Origin of the sequence: Escherichia sp. WS1368 (assembly GCF_046487485.1) — a bacterium.
Lineage (GTDB): Bacteria > Pseudomonadota > Gammaproteobacteria > Enterobacterales > Enterobacteriaceae > Escherichia > Escherichia coli.
Map to the genome: position 1 here is coordinate 70380 of NZ_JBJQJI010000003.1, position 18646 is coordinate 89025.

18 protein-coding genes are annotated in these 18646 nt (G+C 53.1%); 4 read left to right on the top strand and 14 right to left on the bottom strand.

Annotated elements, in window-relative coordinates:
• Positions 1 to 2 precede the first annotated feature (2 nt).
• From prfB to xerD, 4 genes are all read right to left on the bottom strand, one after another.
• A protein-coding gene (prfB, locus tag ACJHYD_RS09070; protein WP_001701073.1) for a peptide chain release factor 2 occupies positions 3 to 1101 on the bottom strand; the annotation gives its coding sequence in 2 pieces (ribosomal slippage) (positions 3 to 1025 and positions 1027 to 1101; 1098 coding nt in all).
• A gap of 90 nt (positions 1102 to 1191) precedes the next feature.
• Positions 1192 to 2925, bottom strand: a complete 1734-nt coding sequence (gene recJ / locus ACJHYD_RS09075) for a single-stranded-DNA-specific exonuclease RecJ (RefSeq protein WP_000813188.1) — start codon at positions 2923 to 2925, stop codon at positions 1192 to 1194.
• 5 nt (positions 2926 to 2930) lie between these two features.
• Positions 2931 to 3641, bottom strand: a complete 711-nt coding sequence (gene dsbC, locus ACJHYD_RS09080; RefSeq protein ID WP_000715213.1) for a bifunctional protein-disulfide isomerase/oxidoreductase DsbC — start codon at positions 3639 to 3641, stop codon at positions 2931 to 2933.
• Between the two features lie 24 nt (positions 3642 to 3665).
• Positions 3666 to 4562, bottom strand: a complete 897-nt coding sequence (gene xerD / locus ACJHYD_RS09085; RefSeq protein WP_000806638.1) for a site-specific tyrosine recombinase XerD — start codon at positions 4560 to 4562, stop codon at positions 3666 to 3668.
• 111 nt (positions 4563 to 4673) lie between these two features.
• Here xerD and fldB point away from each other — a divergent pair, with 111 nt between their 5' ends.
• Positions 4674 to 5195, top strand: coding sequence for a flavodoxin FldB (gene fldB / locus ACJHYD_RS09090; RefSeq protein ID WP_001055874.1), 522 nt, complete (start codon positions 4674 to 4676; stop codon positions 5193 to 5195).
• A 39-nt stretch (positions 5196 to 5234) separates the two neighbouring features.
• Here fldB and ACJHYD_RS09095 read toward each other — a convergent pair whose 3' ends face one another.
• Complete coding sequence (locus ACJHYD_RS09095) at positions 5235 to 5642, bottom strand: protein YgfX (RefSeq protein ID WP_000244781.1); 408 nt, start codon at positions 5640 to 5642, stop codon at positions 5235 to 5237.
• Entirely contained in the window at positions 5623 to 5889 is a 267-nt protein-coding gene (sdhE, locus tag ACJHYD_RS09100; RefSeq protein ID WP_001564007.1) for an FAD assembly factor SdhE, read from the bottom strand. The genes ACJHYD_RS09095 and sdhE overlap by 20 nt, the downstream gene beginning before the upstream one ends.
• Before the next feature lie 242 nt (positions 5890 to 6131).
• Between sdhE and ygfZ the strand changes: the two genes are divergently transcribed.
• Entirely contained in the window at positions 6132 to 7112 is a 981-nt protein-coding gene (gene ygfZ / locus ACJHYD_RS09105; protein ID WP_001564008.1) for a tRNA-modifying protein YgfZ, read from the top strand.
• A gap of 76 nt (positions 7113 to 7188) precedes the next feature.
• Here ygfZ and trhA read toward each other — a convergent pair whose 3' ends face one another.
• Together trhA and yqfB are read right to left on the bottom strand one after the other, a co-directional pair.
• Positions 7189 to 7848 carry a PAQR family membrane homeostasis protein TrhA gene (gene trhA / locus ACJHYD_RS09110; protein ID WP_000250274.1) on the bottom strand — a complete coding sequence of 220 codons (660 nt, stop codon included), beginning with the start codon at positions 7846 to 7848 and terminating at the stop codon, positions 7189 to 7191.
• A 163-nt stretch (positions 7849 to 8011) separates the two neighbouring features.
• The gene (yqfB, locus tag ACJHYD_RS09115; protein ID WP_001182951.1) at positions 8012 to 8323 is read right to left on the bottom strand and encodes a N(4)-acetylcytidine aminohydrolase; all 312 of its coding nucleotides are present in this window, start codon (positions 8321 to 8323) and stop codon (positions 8012 to 8014) included.
• A gap of 44 nt (positions 8324 to 8367) precedes the next feature.
• Between yqfB and bglA the strand changes: the two genes are divergently transcribed.
• Positions 8368 to 9801, top strand: a complete 1434-nt coding sequence (gene bglA / locus ACJHYD_RS09120) for a 6-phospho-beta-glucosidase BglA (RefSeq protein WP_001513393.1) — start codon at positions 8368 to 8370, stop codon at positions 9799 to 9801.
• Between the two features lie 165 nt (positions 9802 to 9966).
• On the opposite strand, the gene gcvP is transcribed toward bglA, so the two are convergent.
• The 3 genes from gcvP to gcvT form a co-directional block, all read right to left on the bottom strand.
• A complete protein-coding gene (gene gcvP, locus ACJHYD_RS09125; RefSeq protein ID WP_000195042.1) occupies positions 9967 to 12840 on the bottom strand; it encodes an aminomethyl-transferring glycine dehydrogenase in 2874 nt (957 codons plus the stop codon).
• 118 nt (positions 12841 to 12958) lie between these two features.
• Entirely contained in the window at positions 12959 to 13348 is a 390-nt protein-coding gene (gcvH, locus tag ACJHYD_RS09130) for a glycine cleavage system protein GcvH (RefSeq protein ID WP_001295377.1), read from the bottom strand.
• Between the two features lie 23 nt (positions 13349 to 13371).
• Positions 13372 to 14466: a glycine cleavage system aminomethyltransferase GcvT gene (gene gcvT / locus ACJHYD_RS09135; protein ID WP_001544906.1), complete on the bottom strand. Its 1095-nt coding sequence runs from the start codon at positions 14464 to 14466 to the stop codon at positions 13372 to 13374.
• Positions 14467 to 14756: 290 nt separating this feature from the next.
• Between gcvT and ACJHYD_RS09140 the strand changes: the two genes are divergently transcribed.
• A complete protein-coding gene (locus ACJHYD_RS09140; RefSeq protein WP_122633141.1) occupies positions 14757 to 14840 on the top strand; it encodes a hypothetical protein in 84 nt (27 codons plus the stop codon).
• 73 nt (positions 14841 to 14913) lie between these two features.
• Here the strand turns inward: ACJHYD_RS09140 and ubiI are convergent, their stop codons facing one another.
• From ubiI to pepP, 3 genes are read right to left on the bottom strand one after another with little or no spacing between them, the layout of a single operon-like run.
• Entirely contained in the window at positions 14914 to 16116 is a 1203-nt protein-coding gene (gene ubiI, locus ACJHYD_RS09145; RefSeq protein ID WP_021561364.1) for an FAD-dependent 2-octaprenylphenol hydroxylase, read from the bottom strand.
• A 22-nt stretch (positions 16117 to 16138) separates the two neighbouring features.
• Entirely contained in the window at positions 16139 to 17317 is a 1179-nt protein-coding gene (ubiH, locus tag ACJHYD_RS09150) for a 2-octaprenyl-6-methoxyphenyl hydroxylase (protein ID WP_021561365.1), read from the bottom strand.
• A complete protein-coding gene (gene pepP / locus ACJHYD_RS09155; RefSeq protein ID WP_001290143.1) occupies positions 17314 to 18639 on the bottom strand; it encodes a Xaa-Pro aminopeptidase in 1326 nt (441 codons plus the stop codon). Before pepP ends, ubiH begins: the two co-directional genes overlap by 4 nt.
• Positions 18640 to 18646: the final 7 nt, after the last annotated feature.

Here is an 18646-nt window from a genome sequence, read left to right on the forward strand (position 1 = left end):
CCTCATAACCCTGCTTTCAAACTTGCTTCGATAAATTGATCCAGGCTGCCGTCCAGCACGGCCTGCGTGTTACGGGTTTCTACCCCGGTACGCAGATCTTTAATGCGGGAGTCATCAAGGACATAAGAACGAATCTGGCTGCCCCAGCCGATGTCGGATTTATTGTCTTCCATCGCCTGTTTCTCGGCATTTTTCTTCTGCATCTCCAGTTCATAAAGCTTCGCTTTCATCTGCTTCATGGCCTGGTCTTTGTTCTTGTGCTGGGAACGGTCGTTCTGGCACTGGGTCACGATCCCAGTTGGGATGTGAGTAATACGCACCGCAGATTCGGTACGGTTAACGTGCTGACCGCCCGCGCCGGACGCGCGATAAACGTCGATGCGCAGATCCGCCGGATTGATTTCGATATCGATATCGTCATCAACTTCCGGGTAAACAAACGCGGAGCTGAACGACGTGTGGCGACGACCGCCGGAGTCAAACGGGCTCTTACGCACCAGGCGGTGAACGCCAGTTTCTGTACGCAGCCAGCCGTAAGCGTAATCGCCGGAGATTTTGATCGTCACGGATTTAATACCCGCCACTTCACCTTCCGACTCTTCGATGATTTCAGTTTTGAAACCACGCGATTCTGCCCAGCGCAGATACATACGCTCAAGCATGCTCGCCCAGTCCTGTGCTTCCGTACCGCCAGACCCCGCCTGAATATCGAGGTAGCAGTCGGCGCTGTCATATTCGCCAGAGAACATACGGCGGAACTCAAGCTGCGCCAGTTTTTCTTCCAGAGCGTCGAGTTCAGCAACGGCTTCGTTAAAGGTTTCTTCGTCGTCAGCTTCTACAGCCAGTTCCAGCAGACCAGAAACATCTTCCAGCCCCTGTTTCATTTGGTCGAGGGTATCGACAACGGCTTCGAGGGAGGAACGCTCTTTACCCAGCGCCTGTGCGCGTTCGGGTTCGTTCCAGACATCCGGCTGTTCCAGCTCGGCGTTTACTTCTTCCAGACGCTCTTTCTTGGCGTCATAGTCAAAGATACCCCCTAAGAACGTCGGAGCGTTCCGTGAGGTCCTGAATGCGATTATTTACCGGATTAATTTCAAACATGGTCTGATTTCTTTTCTTGAGCTAGTCAAAATGCGGTGATAAGAGCGGGATTGTACCCAATCCACACTCTTTTTTATAGAGAAGATGACGCTAAATTGGCCAGATATTGTCGATGATAATTTGCAGGCTGCGATTGCCGCGAAACTCGTTGATATCAAGCTTATAAGCCAGTTGCACTTCGCGCACGCCGTTATCCGGCCAAAGGGCGGTATCAACGTTAAAGGCAATGCCGTCCAGCAGCGGGCCGCCGCCGACCGGTTCAACCATGACCTTCAAATGGCGCTCGCCCACCAGTCGTTGTTGCAGAAGGCGGAAATGACCGTCAAACAGCGGTTCCGGGAACATCTGTCCCCACGGGCCAGCATCGCGCAGTAACTGCGCCACTTCCATGGTCATTTCGGCCGGGCTTAACGGACCGTCTGACACCACTTCGCCTTGCAATAGTGAAGGGTCCAGCCACTCAGTCACCAGTTCGCCAAAGCGTTGCTGAAAGAGTTCGAATTTATCCTCTTCCAGTGACAGCCCGGCCGCCATTGCATGGCCGCCAAACTTAAGCATCATACCGGGGTAGAGCGTGTCCAGCCGCTCCAGCGCATCGCGCATATGCAGCCCCTGAATGGAACGACCAGAACCTTTCAGCGTACCGTCGCCCGCAGGGGCAAAGGCGATAACCGGACGGTGAAAACGCTCTTTGATACGCGATGCCAGAATGCCAACAACGCCCTGATGCCATTCAGGGTGATACATTGCCAGCCCGCCGGGTAGCGTGTCACGGCTGCGCTCCAGTTTCTCGCACAGGGTCAGGGCTTCAACCTGCATTCCTTGTTCGATCTCTTTTCGCGTCTGGTTTAGCGCATCGAGTTCATTTGCCAGCACGCGCGCTTCGCCGATGTTGTCGCACAGCAACAGCGCCACACCAACGGACATATCATCCAGTCGCCCGGCAGCATTGAGACGTGGCCCCAGCGCAAAACCTAAATCGCTGGCGGCGAGTTTTTGTGCATCACGGTTTGCCACTTCAAGCAGCGCTTTAATCCCCGGACGGCACTTTCCGGCACGGATGCGACTCATCCCCTGCCACGTCAGAATGCGATTATTAGCGTCCAGCGGCACGACGTCCGCCACTGTTCCCAGCGCGACCAGATCCAGCAGTTCTGCCAGATTAGGAATTGCGATGCCGCGCTCATCAAACCAGCCCTGATCGCGCAAAAAGGTGCGCAGCGCCAGCATCAGATAAAACGCCACCCCCACGCCTGCCAGTGATTTCGACGGGAAATTGCAGTCGCGCAAGTTAGGGTTAATGATCGCTTCCGCCGCGGGTAATGTGTCGCCTGGCAAATGGTGATCGGTAACAATAACCGGAATGCCCAACGAACGAGCGTGTTCAACCCCCGCATGGGAGGAAATACCGTTATCCACCGTGACAATTAACTGCGCGCCACGGGCATGAGCCTGATCGACTACTTCCGGGCTTAAGCCGTAACCGTCTTCGAAACGGTTTGGTACCAGGTAGTCGATATTGCTGCAACCAAGCGAGCGCATCGCCAGCACGCTTAGAGCCGTGCTGGTCGCGCCGTCGGCGTCGAAATCACCGACCACAATAATCCGCGTTCCTTCGCGAAAAGCGTTGTAAAGGATCTCAACGGCCTTTTCGACGCCGCTCAGTTGCTGCCAGGGCAGCATGCCTTTAACACTGCGTTCCAGTTCCTGCGCGCTACGCACACCCCGGCTGGCATATAAACGGCGCAGCAAGGGAGGCAATTCAGCGGGCAAGTCGGCCGTTTCATCGACTTCACGGCGACGAAGTTGTATCTGTTGTTTCACGCGAATTATTTACCGCTGGTCATTTTTTGGTGTTCGTCGAGGAATTCTTTCATGTCTTTCGGCGGCTGGTAACCCGGAACAAGTGTGCCATTGCTCAGCACAACTGCTGGAGTACCGCTAACGCCAAGCTGGACGCCAAGTGCGTAATGGTCGGCAATATCCACGTCGCAGCTGGCTGGTGCGACGCTTTTACCGGCCATCACATCATCAAACGCTTTGTTTTTATCTTTCGCACACCAGATAGCTTTCATTTCTTTCTCTGCATCGCTATCCAGCCCCTGGCGCGGGAAAGCAAGATAACGCACGGTGATCCCCAGCGCGTTATAGTCTGCCATTTGCTCATGCAGTTTGTGGCAGTAACCACAGGTAATATCAGTAAACACGGTGATGACGTGTTTTTCCTGCGGCGCTTTATAAACGATCATCTCTTTTTCAAGCGCATTCAACTGCTTTAACAGCATCTTATTGGTGACATTGACCGGAGCCGTGCCACTAACGTCATACATTGGCCCCTGAATGATATGTTTACCATCATCGGTGATGTACAACACACCGCTGTTAGTCAGAACTGTCTTCATGCCCGCTACGGGCGCAGGCTGAATATCGCTGCTTTTGATGCCCATTTTGGCTAACGTTTGTTGAATTGCCGCGTCATCAGCCTGAGCAAAGCCTGAAAACGCCGCTAACAAAGTAAACAACATAAAACCTTTCTTCATAAATCTTCCCGTTCTTTTCAGACATCACGCCCGCGGGTGATGCTGTTGATGAAGTTGCCGCAGACGCTCGGTAGCGACATGCGTATAAATTTGCGTGGTGGAGAGATCGCTGTGGCCCAGTAGCATCTGCACCACGCGTAAATCCGCACCATGATTTAATAAATGAGTGGCAAAAGCGTGACGCAACACATGCGGTGACAGCTTTTCGCTGTCGATACCCGCCAGCACGGCATAATGTTTAATGCGGTGCCAGAAGGTCTGTCGCGTCATCTGCTGCGCACGCTGGCTGGGGAACAACACATCAATAGAGACACCGTTCAACAACCACGGTCGCCCATGCTCGAGATACGTTTCCAGCCAGTAAACCGCCTCTTCACCTAACGGTACCAGGCGCTCTTTGTTGCCTTTACCAATGACCCGCACTACGCCCTGACGCAGGCTGATATCACTCATTGTCAGCCCGACCAGTTCAGAGACACGCAGCCCTGTAGCATACAACACTTCAAGCATGGCTTTATCGCGTAGCTCCAGTGGCTGATCAATTAATGGTGCCTGCAATAAACGTTCGACCTGCGCTTCGCTTAAATCTTTTGGCAAACGCTGGGGCAATTTCGGTGAAGCGAGATGCGCACTGGGATCGTCTTCACGAAACTTTTCGCGATAAAGATACTGGAACAATCGACGCACTGCACTCAGCAAACGCGCTGAGCTGGTGGCTTTATACCCGCCCTCCAGCCTTTCTGCCAGTAATGCCTGCAAATCGTCACTTTGCGCCGTCGCCAGCGTCAACCCGCGGTGATGCAACCACTCCACCATCATTGACAGATCGCGACGGTATGCGTTCAACGTATTTTCAGCCAGATTTTTTTCCAGCCACAGAGCATCAAGAAACTGCTCGATGCGTGCCAGATCCTGTTTCACTTGCGCCCCTTATGGTCACTCATTTGATCCATTATGCCTTATTGTGCCGTGACTAAAGCGATTCTGATACACTAGCCGCAAAAGCCACAGCAGAATCGAGAAGCTTACGTTATGAATATGGGTCTTTTTTACGGTTCCAGCACCTGTTACACCGAAATGGCGGCAGAAAAAATCCGCGATATTATCGGCCCAGAACTGGTGACCTTACATAACCTCAAGGACGACTCCCCGAAATTAATGGAGCAGTACGATGTGCTCATTCTGGGTATCCCGACCTGGGATTTTGGTGAAATCCAGGAAGACTGGGAAGCCGTCTGGGATCAGCTCGACGACCTGAACCTTGAAGGTAAAATTGTTGCGCTGTATGGGCTTGGCGATCAACTGGGATACGGCGAGTGGTTCCTCGATGCGCTCGGTATGCTGCATGACAAACTCTCGACCAAAGGCGTGAAGTTCGTCGGCTACTGGCCAACGGAAGGGTATGAATTTACCAGCCCGAAACCGGTGATTGCTGACGGGCAACTGTTCGTGGGGCTGGCGCTGGACGAAACTAACCAGTATGACCTTAGCGACGAGCGTATTCAGAGCTGGTGTGAACAAATCCTCAACGAAATGGCAGAGCATTACGCCTGATGTCACTGACGGCTTAGCGCATATGCTTTGCCGTCATCTTTATCTTTGCGTCTCTTGTTGCAACAAAATCCGCCGTAAATCCCGCCATTCGGCTTCGTCCATGCTGTCGGCTGCCAGCCATAAATGTTGCCGTTTACCGCTGTCAGAACGTAAACGCAGCATCATGCCGCTCTTAATCATCCACGGCGCTTTGACGATGCTCCACTCCTGCCCTTGCCAGCGCAAACGCCCGTCCATCAACAGGCGAATTTCCCCCTGGCGAGCATTAATGCGCCGCTGGCTGCGAACGCAATCAAACACCACCAGCGAAAGTAACACCATCCATAACGGGGTGTAACTGAGCGGCCAGGGCATGAGTAAAATAACAGCGGCAACCAGCCCATGAATCAGCAAGGAAAGCCACTGTGCGCGCCAGGAGACGCGCAAATCAGATTGCCACAGGACCACGTTCCCGGTTCCGTGTCTGGATGAGTCGGACCATCATTTCCAGTTCTGCATCGGCCGGTTTACCGTGATTCATCATCCAGTTAAACAGGTCCGGATCGTCACATTCCAGCAGACGAATAAAGATGCGTTTTTCGTCATCGCTTAAGCTGTCGTACTCATGTTCGAAAAACGGCATGATTGAAATATCGAGTTCGCGCATACCACGGCGGCATGCCCAATGAATGCGGGCTTTGTTGTTAATGTCCATCTTCTTCCTGTCTCACGAAAATCCAGTACCCCGCTATTGTAACGTGTTTTTCGACTTCTTTTACGGGAATATCAGTAAACACCATCGCGATCGCGAAATTAATTCACAACAATTCAAGGGCTTCATTTTTTTGGAAGTCGCCTCGCAGAAGGCACAGATCGCGTAGTGAAAGCACTTGCATTGCCTCATAGCTCTTTTACCATTAGTGATTAATACGCCGTTAAGCAACTCAGGACTCTATTATGGCTTTTACACCTTTTCCTCCCCGTCAGCCTACGGCTTCTGCCCGTTTACCGCTGACGCTGATGACGCTTGATGACTGGGCGCTTGCCACCATTACTGGCGCGGACAGCGAAAAATATATGCAGGGTCAGGTGACAGCAGATGTCAGCCAGATGACAGAAGATCAGCACCTGCTCGCCGCCCATTGCGACGCCAAAGGTAAAATGTGGAGCAATTTACGTCTGTTCCGCGACGGCGATGGCTTTGCATGGATTGAACGGCGCAGCGTGCGTGAATCGCAGCTGACTGAACTGAAAAAATATGCGGTATTCTCTAAAGTGACCATCGCGCCAGACGACGAGCGTGTGCTGCTTGGTGTTGCCGGTTTTCAGGCGCGCGCCGCGCTGGCAAATATCTTTAGTGAACTGCCTTCGAAAGAAAAACAGGTAGTTAAAGAAGGCGCGACCACTTTGCTATGGTTTGAACACCCTGCAGAACGTTTCCTGACCGTAACCGATGAAGCCACTGCCAATATGCTGACCGATAAACTGCGCGGTGAAGCGGAACTGAACAATAGCCAACAGTGGCTGGCATTAAACATTGAAGCGGGTTTCCCGGTGATTGATGCCGCCAACAGCGGGCAGTTTATCCCACAGGCGACCAACCTCCAGGCGCTGGGCGGCATTAGCTTTAAAAAAGGCTGCTATACCGGACAAGAGATGGTGGCGCGAGCTAAATTCCGTGGTGCCAACAAACGCGCGCTCTGGTTGCTGACGGGTAGCGCCAGCCGACTGCCGGAAGCCGGTGAAGACTTAGAGCTGAAAATGGGCGAGAACTGGCGTCGTACCGGAACCGTGCTGGCTGCGGTAAAACTGGAAGATGGTCAGGTCGTGGTACAGGTCGTCATGAATAACGATATGGAACCGGACAGCATCTTCCGCGTGCGTGACGATGCGAATACATTGCATATCGAGCCGCTGCCGTATTCGCTCGAAGAGTAAATCTCTGTGTCGCATCAGGCATTTATCGCCTGATGCGACGCTGACGCGTCTTATCATGCCTACAAAGGCATACCCATTACGCCTGCCCAATATACAAATAGATCGCCAGAAAGTGGCACACACTACCGCCGAGCACAAAGCCGTGCCAGATGGCATGGTTGTATGGGATGCGCTTGCAGACGTAGAAAATCACCCCGAGCGAGTAGACCACGCCGCCTACTGCCAATAAGGTAACGCTGCCCGCCGCGAGCTTAACTGCCATTTCATAAATCACCACCAGCGACAGCCAGCCCATCGCCAGATAGGTCACCAGAGATAAAATTTTAAATCGGTGCGCGATGGTCAGTTTGAACAGAATCCCCAGCAGCGCCAGGCTCCAGATAACAATCATCAACCCGCGCGCTAACGGAGAATCTAACCCCACCAGCAAAAACGGTGTGTAGGTTCCGGCAATCAACAGGTAAATGGCGCAATGGTCAAATTTCTTCAGCCACATTTTTGCCCGTTGATGGGGAATGGCGTGATAGAGCGTCGAAGCGAGGAACAGCAGGATCATACTGCCGCCATAGAGGCTGTAACTGGTTATCGCTGTGGCGCTGGCATTGAGATCCACCGCCTGAACCAGTAGCAACACCAGCCCAACGATACCAAACACCAACCCAATGCCGTGACTGACGCTGTTGGCAATTTCCTCTGCCAGCGAATATCCCTGCTTAATGAGGGGCTTCTGAACCATAACTTACTCCGGAGAAACGTACACGCACATGTATACCTCTCCAGCGTAACTGAGAATAGTTCCAGTGAACACCTGTTAGCTAAAATAAATTCTGATTTGGGACTAATCTCCTAAAAATCATGAAATTAAATGCGAAATTTCAACTAACAGGCGTGAGTTCAATTTAAAGGCATTTAAATTCAATCACATAAAACTGTGTCTGGCCGGGATAGATGTCGGCAATGACCTTTTTCAGTTCTGGCAGGGTCATATTTTCCTGCTCTGCATGTTTTTCCGTCAGTGTATCCAGCGTTACGGTTGAGGTTGCGGTGACTTCAATCGTGCAAAAATAACCGTCATCCTCAAAACGTCCGACACGAAGCACATCACCCGTTTTGAAGTGCGATTCAGACTCGTCGCGGATGGTGATGGTTTTACGCCCAGCCAGAATGTCATCCTGGAAACGTTGAAAAAAAGTGATGTCGTTTGGCTGCATGGTACTATTTCCTGTAAGAATTGACTCATCTGGAGCCTATGATAGTGAAAAAACTCACCTTACCGAAAGATTTCTTATGGGGCGGCGCAGTTGCCGCTCATCAGGTCGAAGGCGGCTGGAACAAAGGCGGCAAAGGGCCGAGCATTTGTGACGTTCTGACCGGTGGCGCACACGGCGTGCCGCGCGAAATCACCAAAGAAGTGTTGCCAGGAAAATACTATCCGAACCATGAAGCCGTTGATTTTTATGGTCATTACAAGGAAGACATCAAGCTATTTGCCGAAATGGGCTTCAAATGTTTTCGTACATCCATCGCCTGGACGCGCATTTTTCCAAAAGGCGATGAAGCTCAGCCAAACGAAGAAGGGCTGAAGTTCTACGATGATATGTTCGATGAACTGCTGAAATACAACATCGAACCGGTGATCACCCTCTCCCACTTTGAAATGCCGCTGCATCTGGTGCAGCAATACGGTAGCTGGACCAACCGTAAAGTGGTTGATTTCTTTGTCCGTTTCGCAGAAGTGGTATTTGAACGCTATAAGCATAAAGTCAAATACTGGATGACCTTCAACGAAATTAACAACCAGCGTAACTGGCGTGCACCGCTGTTCGGTTACTGCTGCTCCGGCGTGGTGTATACCGAGCATGAAAACCCGGAAGAGACGATGTACCAGGTGCTGCATCACCAGTTTGTCGCCAGCGCCCTGGCGGTGAAAGCCGCGCGTCGCATTAACCCGGAAATGAAAGTCGGCTGTATGCTGGCGATGGTGCCGCTTTACCCTTACTCCTGTAATCCGGACGATGTGATGTTCGCCCAGGAGTCGATGCGCGAACGCTACGTCTTTACCGATGTGCAACTGCGTGGCTATTACCCGTCCTATGTGTTGCACGAGTGGGAGCGTCGCGGATTTAACATCAAAATGGAAGACGGCGATCTCGATGTGCTGCGCGAAGGCACCTGCGATTATCTCGGTTTCAGCTATTACATGACCAACGCGGTGAAGGCCGAAGGCGGCACCGGCGATGCGATCTCTGGTTTTGAAGGCAGCGTACCAAACCCGTATGTTAAAGCATCTGACTGGGGCTGGCAGATTGATCCGGTGGGTCTGCGTTACGCACTTTGCGAACTGTATGAGCGTTACCAGAAGCCGCTGTTTATTGTCGAAAACGGTTTTGGCGCTTACGACAAAGTGGAAGAAGATGGCAGCATCAACGACGACTACCGCATTGACTACCTGCGCGCCCATATTGAAGAGATGAAAAAAGCGGTGACTTACGATGGTGTCGACCTGATGGGCTACACACCATGGGGCTGCATCGACTGCGTGTCGTTCACCACCGGGCAGTACAGCAAGCGCTACGGCTTTATCTATGTGAATAAACATGACGACGGTACTGGCGATATGTCGCGTTCACGTAAGAAGAGCTTTGACTGGTACAAAGAGGTGATTGCCAGCAACGGCGAGAATCTGTAATTAGCCGATGTGCCTGATGCGCTACGCTCATCAGGCCTGGCACTCTTTTAATATATTGAGCTCGCAATATTTTATATTACGCCTCAGTCGAAACACACAAAGCGCACTTTATTAACAAGCTAAAAAGGCGCCGAAGCGCCTTTAGAAGATAGTCGAATCAGTGAATTACTGGTATTCGCTAATCGGTACGCAGGAGCAGAACAGGTTACGGTCGCCGTAAACATCATCCAGACGTTTCACTGTCGGCCAGTATTTGTCTGCCACGCCTGCCGGGAATACCGCAACTTCACGGCTGTACGGATGCGCCCACTCGGCGACCAGTTCGCTCTGAATGTGCGGCGCGTTCACCAGCGGGTTATCTTCCAGCGGCCAGACACCGGCTTTAACCTGGTCGATTTCTGCGCGGATAGCCAGCATCGCGTCGATAAAGCGATCCAGTTCCACTTTGCTTTCAGATTCAGTCGGTTCAACCATCAGCGTACCCGCCACCGGGAACGACATGGTCGGCGCGTGGAAACCGTAGTCGATCAGACGCTTGGCAATATCCAGTTCGCTGATGCCGGTTTCTTCTTTCAGTGGGCGAATATCGAGAATACATTCGTGCGCCACGCGACCGTCGCGACCGGTATACAGCACCGGGAAGGCATCCTGCAGGCGGCTGGCAATATAGTTGGCGTTGAGGATTGCCACCTGGCTTGCTTTTTTCAGCCCTTCTGCGCCCATCATGCGGATGTACATCCAGCTGATTGGCAGAATGGATGCGCTACCGAACGGTGCCGCAGAAACCGCGCCCTGACGGGTTAACATGCCTTCTATTTGTACCACGCTATGACCTGGCACAAACGGTGCCAGATGCGCTTTCACGCCGATCGGTCCCATACCTGGGCCGCCGCCACCGTGCGGAATGCAGAAAGTTTTATGCAGGTTAAGGTGCGAGACGTCCGCGCCAATAAAGCCCGGTGAGGTGATGCCGACCTGGGCGTTCATGTTCGCGCCATCAAGGTAAACCTGACCGCCGAACTGATGCACGACTTCACACACTTCACGGATCGTTTCTTCGTACACGCCGTGGGTGGAAGGATAAGTCACCATGATGCAGGAGAGATTATCGCCCGCCTGTTCCGCTTTCGCGCGCAGGTCAGTCAGATCGATGTTGCCATTTTTATCACATGCCACAACCACCACCTGCATTCCTGCCATATGTGCAGAAGCGGGGTTAGTTCCGTGCGCAGAAGCCGGGATCAGGCAGATATCGCGATGCCCTTCGTTGCGGCTTTCATGATAATGACGAATCGCCAGCAGGCCCGCATATTCGCCCTGTGCGCCAGAGTTCGGCTGCATACAAACGGCGTCGTAACCGGTCAGTTTCACCAGCCAGTCAGCCAACTGCGCAATCATCTGCTGATAACCTTCTGCCTGTTCCGGCGGGCAGAACGGGTGCAGTTCGGCAAATTCCGGCCAGGTGATGGGGATCATCTCGGCGGCGGCGTTCAGTTTCATGGTGCAGGAACCCAGCGGGATCATCGCCTGATTCAGCGCCAGATCTTTACGCTCCAGCGAGTGCATATAGCGCATCATTTCGGTTTCGCTGTGGTAGCGATTAAACACCGGATGGGTGAGGATTTCGTCGTCGCGCAGCATCGCAGGCTGAATAGAGCGACTGTCGTGAGCCACGTCTTTGTCCAGCGTGTCGATGTCCAGCCCGTGGTTATCGCCCAACAGCACGCTGAAAAGCTGCATCACGTTTTCACGCGTGGTGGTTTCATCAAGGGTGATCCCAACCGCGTTCAGAATATCGCTACGCAGGTTGATTTCAGCCGCTTCGGCACGCGCCAGCACGCCCGCTTTGTCAGCCACTTCCACACACAAAGTATCGAAATAGTGCGCATGGCGCAGCTTCAGACCTTTTTGTTGCAGGCCTGCCGCCAGGATATCGGTCAGACGGTGAATGCGGTTAGCGATACGTTTCAGGCCAACCGGGCCGTGATAAACGGCATACAGGCTGGCGATGTTTGCCAGCAGCACCTGGGAAGTACAAATGTTGGAGTTCGCTTTCTCACGACGAATATGTTGCTCGCGAGTCTGCATCGCCATGCGCAGAGCGGTGTTGCCAGCTGCATCTTTCGATACACCGATAATACGGCCCGGCATTGAGCGTTTGTATTCGTCTTTCGCCGCAAAGAATGCCGCGTGTGGGCCACCGTAACCCATCGGTACGCCAAAGCGTTGCGCCGAACCAAAAACAATATCCGCGCCCTGTTTACCCGGCGCAGTTAACAGCACCAGCGCCATAATATCGGCGGCGACACTGACCACAATTTTGCGTGATTTCAGTTCGCTAATAAGCGCGGTGTAGTCGTGAATTTCACCAGTAGTGCCGACCTGCTGTAACAGCACGCCGAAGACGTCCTGGTGGTCGAGCACTTTTTGCGCATCATCGACAATCACTTCAAAACCAAAGGTTTCAGCACGAGTACGGACCACATCGAGCGTTTGCGGATGGACGTCAGAAGCAACAAAGAAGCGGTTGGCATTTTTCAGTTTGCTGACGCGTTTAGCCATCGCCATTGCTTCGGCGGCAGCGGTGGCCTCGTCCAGAAGAGAAGCAGAGGCCATATCCAGCCCGGTCAAATCCAGCGTTACCTGCTGGAAGTTGAGCAGTGCTTCAAGGCGGCCCTGGGAGACTTCAGGTTGATACGGAGTATACGCGGTATACCAGCCCGGATTTTCCAGCATGTTACGCAGGATAACCGGCGGTAGCTGCACGGCGGTGTAACCCATGCCGATGTAAGACGTGAAGCGTTTATTGCGACTGGCAATAGCCTTGAGTTCCGCCAGCGCGGCGTATTCGGTCGCCGGTGCGCCAACCTGCGGCGGGGTCGCAAGCTGAATATCTTTCGGCACAATCTGGCCGGTCAGCGCGTTTAACGATTGTGCGCCAACGGCATTCAGCATTTCTTGCTGTTGCGCGGCATCCGGTCCGATATGGCGTTCAATAAAAGCGCCGCTGTTTTCAAGCTGGCTTAACGTCTGTGTCATGAGCGATGGTTCCTGAAACGTGCAGTGAATTGTGAACCTCTCTCCTTGCGAAGAGAGTGAGGGTGAGGCGTAAAAGTTCCTCACCCTGATCCTCTCCCGCAGAAGAGGAATAAAGCCGTTACTCGTCTTCTAACAATGCTTCGTATGCGGTCGCATCCAGCAGTGATTCCAGTTCGCTTTCATCGCTGGCTTTGATTTTAAAGATCCAGCCGCCTGCATACGGTTCGCTGTTCACCAGTTCCGGGGAATCGCTCAGTGCGTCGTTTACCGCCACGATTTCACCGCTTACTGGCGCATAAATGTCTGACGCCGCTTTTACTGATTCGGCAACCGCGCAGTCATCGCCCGCGCTAACCGTTGCGCCTACTTCCGGCAGGTCAACAAACACCATATCGCCTAACAGCTCCTGAGCGTGTTCGGTGATGCCAACGGTGTAAGTGCCGTCGGCTTCTTTACGCAGCCATTCGTGTTCTTTGCTGTATTTCAGTTCTGCTGGTACGTTGCTCATCAATCAATCTCCAAAAAAGTAAATCACGCGACGGCTTTGCCGTTACGCACAAAAACAGGTTTCGTCACTTTAACCGGCATTTCACGGTTGCGAATTTGCACAATCGCCGTTTCGCCAATACCTTCCGGCACGCGCGCCAGCGCAATGCTGTAACCCAGCGTCGGGGAGAAAGTACCGCTAGTGATAATGCCTTCATGCTGGTTGCCCTGCGCATCGGTAAAACGTACCGGCAGTTCATTACGCAGCACGCCTTTTTCGGTCATCACCAGACCAACCAGTTTTTCTGTGCCATGCTCACGCTGCACTTCCAGGGCTTCACGACCGATGAAGTCACGATCTGCCGGTTCCCAGGCGATAGTCCAGCCCATGTTGGCGGCTAAAGGAGAGATGGTTTCGTCCATCTCCTGACTATAAAGATTCATACCCGCTTCCAGACGCAGCGTGTCACGCGCGCCCAGGCCGCATGGCTTAACGCCCGCTTCCACCAGCGCACGCCATAAATCGGCCGCTTTTTCATTGGGCAGCGCAATTTCATAGCCCGCTTCACCGGTATAACCAGTGGTGGCAATAAACAGATCGCCCGCCTGCACGCCAAAGAACGGTTTCATCCCTTCCACCGCCTGACGCTGGGCGTCATTAAACAGTGTGGCAGCTTTTGCCTGCGCATTCGGCCCTTGTACGGCGATCATGGAAAGGTCATCACGAACGGTAATTTCGATGCCGAAAGGTTCAGCGTGTTGGGTAATCCAGGAGAGGTCTTTTTCGCGGGTGGCGGAGTTAACAACGAGGCGGAAGAAATCTTCAGTAAAGTAGTAGACGATGAGGTCATCTATCACACCGCCAGAGGCATTCAACATCCCCGAGTAAAGGGCTTTGCCGCTTTTGGTGAGTTTCGCCACATCGTTCGCCAGCAGATAACGCAAAAACTCCCGGGTGCGGCTGCCGCGAAGATCGACGATGGTCATATGTGACACATCAAACATTCCGGCATCGGTACGTACCGCATGATGTTCGTCGATTTGCGAACCGTAATGCAGCGGCATCATCCAGCCGTGGAAATCCACCATGCGAGCGCCGCAAAGCGTGTGTTGTTCGTACAAAGGAGTCTGTTGTGCCATCTTGTCCTCATTGAATAAGCGGGGCTGACAACTTTTCCATGGCGAAATTATCACCACGAAACCCAGCATCGGAGCCACTCCCGGTCCCCAACGCAATCGTTCTCTTTTGCCTGAACTTACCACCGAAACAGACTGTTAACCATAAGGTAAAATTGATCATCACATTAGCTTATGGTTAAAAAACGCCAAAATCGCAACAGAATAAAAAACCAAAAAATGAACAAATCTCTATATAAAGATAAACAGATGAGAAACTTAATTTGAATAAAGCAATATTAAGAACTGAAAAAATGTCAAAAAACACTAAATCAAAAATTCGTGACATTAGAAAATATAATGCGAAAACGGAGGTGAAATTAGTTTATTTCAAATGAGGAAAATCTCCCGGCGAAAAAACCGGGAGATGAAAGTGTGATGGGTATCAAATAAACAACAGAGGAGAAATTTTTAACGCAGCCATTCAGGCAAATCGTTTAATCCCATTGCCTGGCGGATAAGTTGTGGTTTAACGCCAGGAAGCGTGTCGGCCAGTTTCAGACCAATATCACGCAGCAGTTTTTTCGCCGGATTAGCCCCGGAAAACAGATCGCGGAATCCCTGCATACCAGCCAGCATCAGCGCCGCACTGTGCTTACGGCTACGCTCATAGCGACGCAGGTAAATGTACTGCCCGATGTCTTTACCCTGACGATGCAACCGTTTCAGTTCGGCAATCAGCTCTGCGGCATCCATAAAGCCGAGATTAACGCCCTGCCCCGCGAGCGGGTGAATAGTATGCGCGGCGTCGCCCACCAACGCCAGACGGTGCGCGGCAAATTGGCGCGCATAACGCCCCGTCAGTGGGAACACAAGGCGCTCACTCTCAACCTTACATAAGCCCAGGCGATTATCAAAAGCGATATTTAACGCGCGATTAAATTCGTCTTCACTTGCCTGCTGCATCCGCTGCGCTTCCTCTGGCGACAGTGACCAGACAATCGAGCAAAGATGCGGATCGCTAAGCGGTAAAAAGGCCAGAATGCCTTCGCCATGGAAAACCTGCCGCGCCACCGCATCATGCGGTTCTTCCGTGCGAATGGTCGCTACCAGCGCGTGATGCTGATAATCCCAGAAAGTCAGCGGAATATCGGCTTTGTTGCGCAACCAGGAATTAGCGCCGTCCGCGCCAATCACCAGACGCGCCGTTAACATGCTGCCATCTTTCAGCGTCAGGAAGGTTTCATTTTCTCCCCAGGCGACCTGCTGTAATTCTGCGGGGGCCAACAGAGTGATATCTGACGACTGCTGCGCTTTGTTCCACAGCGCGTAGTGAATCACTGAGTTTTCAACGATATGCCCAAGATGGCTATAGCCCATGCTTTGATCGTCAAACGAAATGTGACCAAAGCTGTCTTTGTCCCACACTTCCATACCGTGATAACAACTGGCCCTACGAGAGAGAATGTCCTGCCAGACGCCAAGACGGGTGAGTAATTTTTCGCTGGCGGCATTGATAGCCGAAACGCGCAGTTGTGGTGGTGCATTCGCCGCCAGAGGTTCCGGTACGCGCTGCTCCAGTACGGCAACGCGTAAGCCGCTCCCCTGTAAGCCGCAGGCAACCGCCAGCCCCACCATGCCGCCGCCAACAATGGCTACATCAACACTTTGCATTGTTTATTCCTTAAAACCGCCTTCAACGCGCCACCCAACCGAGGGTGCGCTGCGCCAGCACATCGCGTGCCGGGGTAAATAATTCCATCGTCATCAGCCCGATGTTGCGCCCGACAACCAGCGGGGTCCAACGGTTGGCAAAAAGATGTACAAGGCTGTCCGTGACGCCGATGGTTGCTTCGCGATCGCGCTGTCGACGCTGCTGATAACGGCACAATACGCCGTAATCACCCATGTCTTCTCCGCGCTCCTGCGCCTGAGTCAGAGTTTCCGCAAGGCTCATGACATCTCGCATACCGAGGTTGAACCCTTGCCCGGCAATCGGGTGCAGAGTTTGCGCCGCATTGCCCACCAGCACGGTACGATGGGTAATCGGTCTGGCGGCGCGGGTTAATACCAGCGGATAAGCACTGCGTTTACCGGCGTGGGTAATTTGCCCCAGTCGCCAGCCAAAGGCAGACTGGAGTTCACGGCAAAACGTCTCGTCGCTCCACGACAGCACCTCTTCGCGCCGTTCCAGTGGATGACACCAGACCAGCGAACAGCGTCCGTCAGACATCGGCAACATCGCCAGCGGGCCATGTTGCGTAAAGCGTTCAAAAGCGCGCCCTTCGTGCGCAACGGAAGTCGCAACGTTAGCAATCACAGCCAGTTGTTCGTAAGGCTCCTGCTGCCAGTCAACACCACAGGTAGTCGCTAACGCTGAATGGGTGCCATCAGCGGCTACCAGCACGCGGCCCGTCAGCATCTCGCCGCTCTCCAGCGTCACTTCAACGTGACTCTGAGCACGGGCAACGTTAGCCACGCGATCAGGGCAATGCAGCGTTACGCCAGGTGCTTTGCGCAGCAATGCAAACAGCCGTTGCCCGACATTATGCAATTCGACAACCTGCCCCAGCGCCGCCAGTTGGTAATCTTCTGCGGCGAGGGTGACGAATCCGGCATGACCACGATCGCTGACATGCACGCTGGTGATGGCGGTTGCGCAATCAGCCAGAGATTGCCAGACGCCGATGCGCGCCAGTTGCTGACAGGTACCCGCCGCCAGCGCTATCGCTCGTCCATCAAAGCCCGGATGAGCATGTGACTCTGGCGCAGTCGCTTCAATCAAATGTACCGGCAGCGCCCCGTGACTTAACCGGGAAATAGCCAGCGCCAGCGTCGCGCCCGCCATGCCGCCACCGACGATGATTACGCTCATTGCTTTCTCGCAGCAGCCATCAACGCTTCGATTTCTTCCGGCTTTTTCACCACGCTGGCGGTGAGGTTTTCGTTGCCGGTTTCGGTAATCACAATGTCGTCTTCAATACGAATGCCGATACCGCGATATTGTTCTGGCACATCCGCATCCGGCGCGATATACAGACCAGGCTCTACGGTCAGTACCATCCCCGGTTCCAGAATGCGCGAGCGATCCTGACCATAAACGCCAACGTCATGGACATCCAGTCCTAACCAGTGGCTAAGGCCATGCATAAAGAAAGGACGATGGGCGTTCTGAGCGATCAGTTCATCAACATCACCTTTCAGGATGCCGAGTTTTACCAGGCCGCTAACCATGATACGCACCACTTCACTGGTGACTTCCAGAATGGAGGTTCCCGGACGATACAGGCGCAGGCTGGTTTCAAGAGACTCCAGCACAATGTCGTAGATTTCACGCTGGGCCTGGGTGAATTTGCCGTTGACCGGGAAGGTACGGGTAATATCGCCCGCATAACCTTTGTATTCACAGCCCGCGTCAATCAACACCAGGTCACCGTCACGCAGTTCACACTCGTTTTCGGTGTAGTGCAGAATACAGCCGTTTTCACCGCTGCCGACAATGGTGTTGTAGGAAGGATAGCGCGCACCGTGGCGGTTAAATTCGTGGTGAATTTCGCCTTCCAGATGGTACTCGAACATTCCCGGACGGCATTTTTCCATCGCCCGGGTATGCGCCAGAGCGGTGATTTCCCCCGCGCGGCGAAGTACGGCAATCTCTTCTGGTGATTTGAACAGGCGCATTTCATGTACCATGGGACGCCAGTCGATCATCGTTGCCGGGGCGGTGAGATTCTGTCGCGAGCCTTTACGCAGCTTTTCCAGCGCGCTGTTCACGATTTCATCAGCATAGGTATATTCGCCCTGAGCGTGATAAACCACATCCAGACCATTAAGCAGTTGATAAAGTTGCTGATTGATTTCGCTGAATGCCAGTGCGCGGTCAACGCCCAGTTTCTCTGGCGCGGCATCCTGGCCTAAGCGACGACCAAACCAGATCTCTGCCGTCAGGTCGCGAACGCGGTTAAACAAAACGCTGTGGTTATGAGTGTCATCGCTTTTAATCAGCACCAGCACCGCTTCCGGTTCGTTAAAGCCGGTGAAGTACCAGAAGTCACTGTTCTGACGATAGGGGTATTCGCTGTCGGCGCTACGTGTTACTTCTGGTGCAGCAAAAATCAGCGCGGCGCTGCCGGGTTGCATTTGCTCCACCAGGGCCTGACGGCGACGCTGAAACTCTTGCCGGGATATCTCACTCATAACACTC

What these genes read in the sequence shown, in the direction of transcription:
- dsbC (WP_000715213.1), bottom strand. Translation starts at nt 3,641, where the DNA reads ATGAAGAAAGGTTTTATGTTGTTTACTTTGTTAGCGGCGTTTTCAGGC.
- fldB (WP_001055874.1), top strand. Translation starts at nt 4,674, where the DNA reads ATGAATATGGGTCTTTTTTACGGTTCCAGCACCTGTTACACCGAAATG.
- sdhE (WP_001564007.1), bottom strand. Translation starts at nt 5,889, where the DNA reads ATGGACATTAACAACAAAGCCCGCATTCATTGGGCATGCCGCCGTGGT.
- ygfZ (WP_001564008.1), top strand. Translation starts at nt 6,132, where the DNA reads ATGGCTTTTACACCTTTTCCTCCCCGTCAGCCTACGGCTTCTGCCCGT.
- trhA (WP_000250274.1), bottom strand. Translation starts at nt 7,848, where the DNA reads ATGGTTCAGAAGCCCCTCATTAAGCAGGGATATTCGCTGGCAGAGGAA.
- yqfB (WP_001182951.1), bottom strand. Translation starts at nt 8,323, where the DNA reads ATGCAGCCAAACGACATCACTTTTTTTCAACGTTTCCAGGATGACATT.
- gcvP (WP_000195042.1), bottom strand. Translation starts at nt 12,840, where the DNA reads ATGACACAGACGTTAAGCCAGCTTGAAAACAGCGGCGCTTTTATTGAA.
- gcvH (WP_001295377.1), bottom strand. Translation starts at nt 13,348, where the DNA reads ATGAGCAACGTACCAGCAGAACTGAAATACAGCAAAGAACACGAATGG.
- gcvT (WP_001544906.1), bottom strand. Translation starts at nt 14,466, where the DNA reads ATGGCACAACAGACTCCTTTGTACGAACAACACACGCTTTGCGGCGCT.
- ACJHYD_RS09140 (WP_122633141.1), top strand. Translation starts at nt 14,757, where the DNA reads ATGTCAAAAAACACTAAATCAAAAATTCGTGACATTAGAAAATATAAT.
- ubiI (WP_021561364.1), bottom strand. Translation starts at nt 16,116, where the DNA reads ATGCAAAGTGTTGATGTAGCCATTGTTGGCGGCGGCATGGTGGGGCTG.
- ubiH (WP_021561365.1), bottom strand. Translation starts at nt 17,317, where the DNA reads ATGAGCGTAATCATCGTCGGTGGCGGCATGGCGGGCGCGACGCTGGCG.
- pepP (WP_001290143.1), bottom strand. Translation starts at nt 18,639, where the DNA reads ATGAGTGAGATATCCCGGCAAGAGTTTCAGCGTCGCCGTCAGGCCCTG.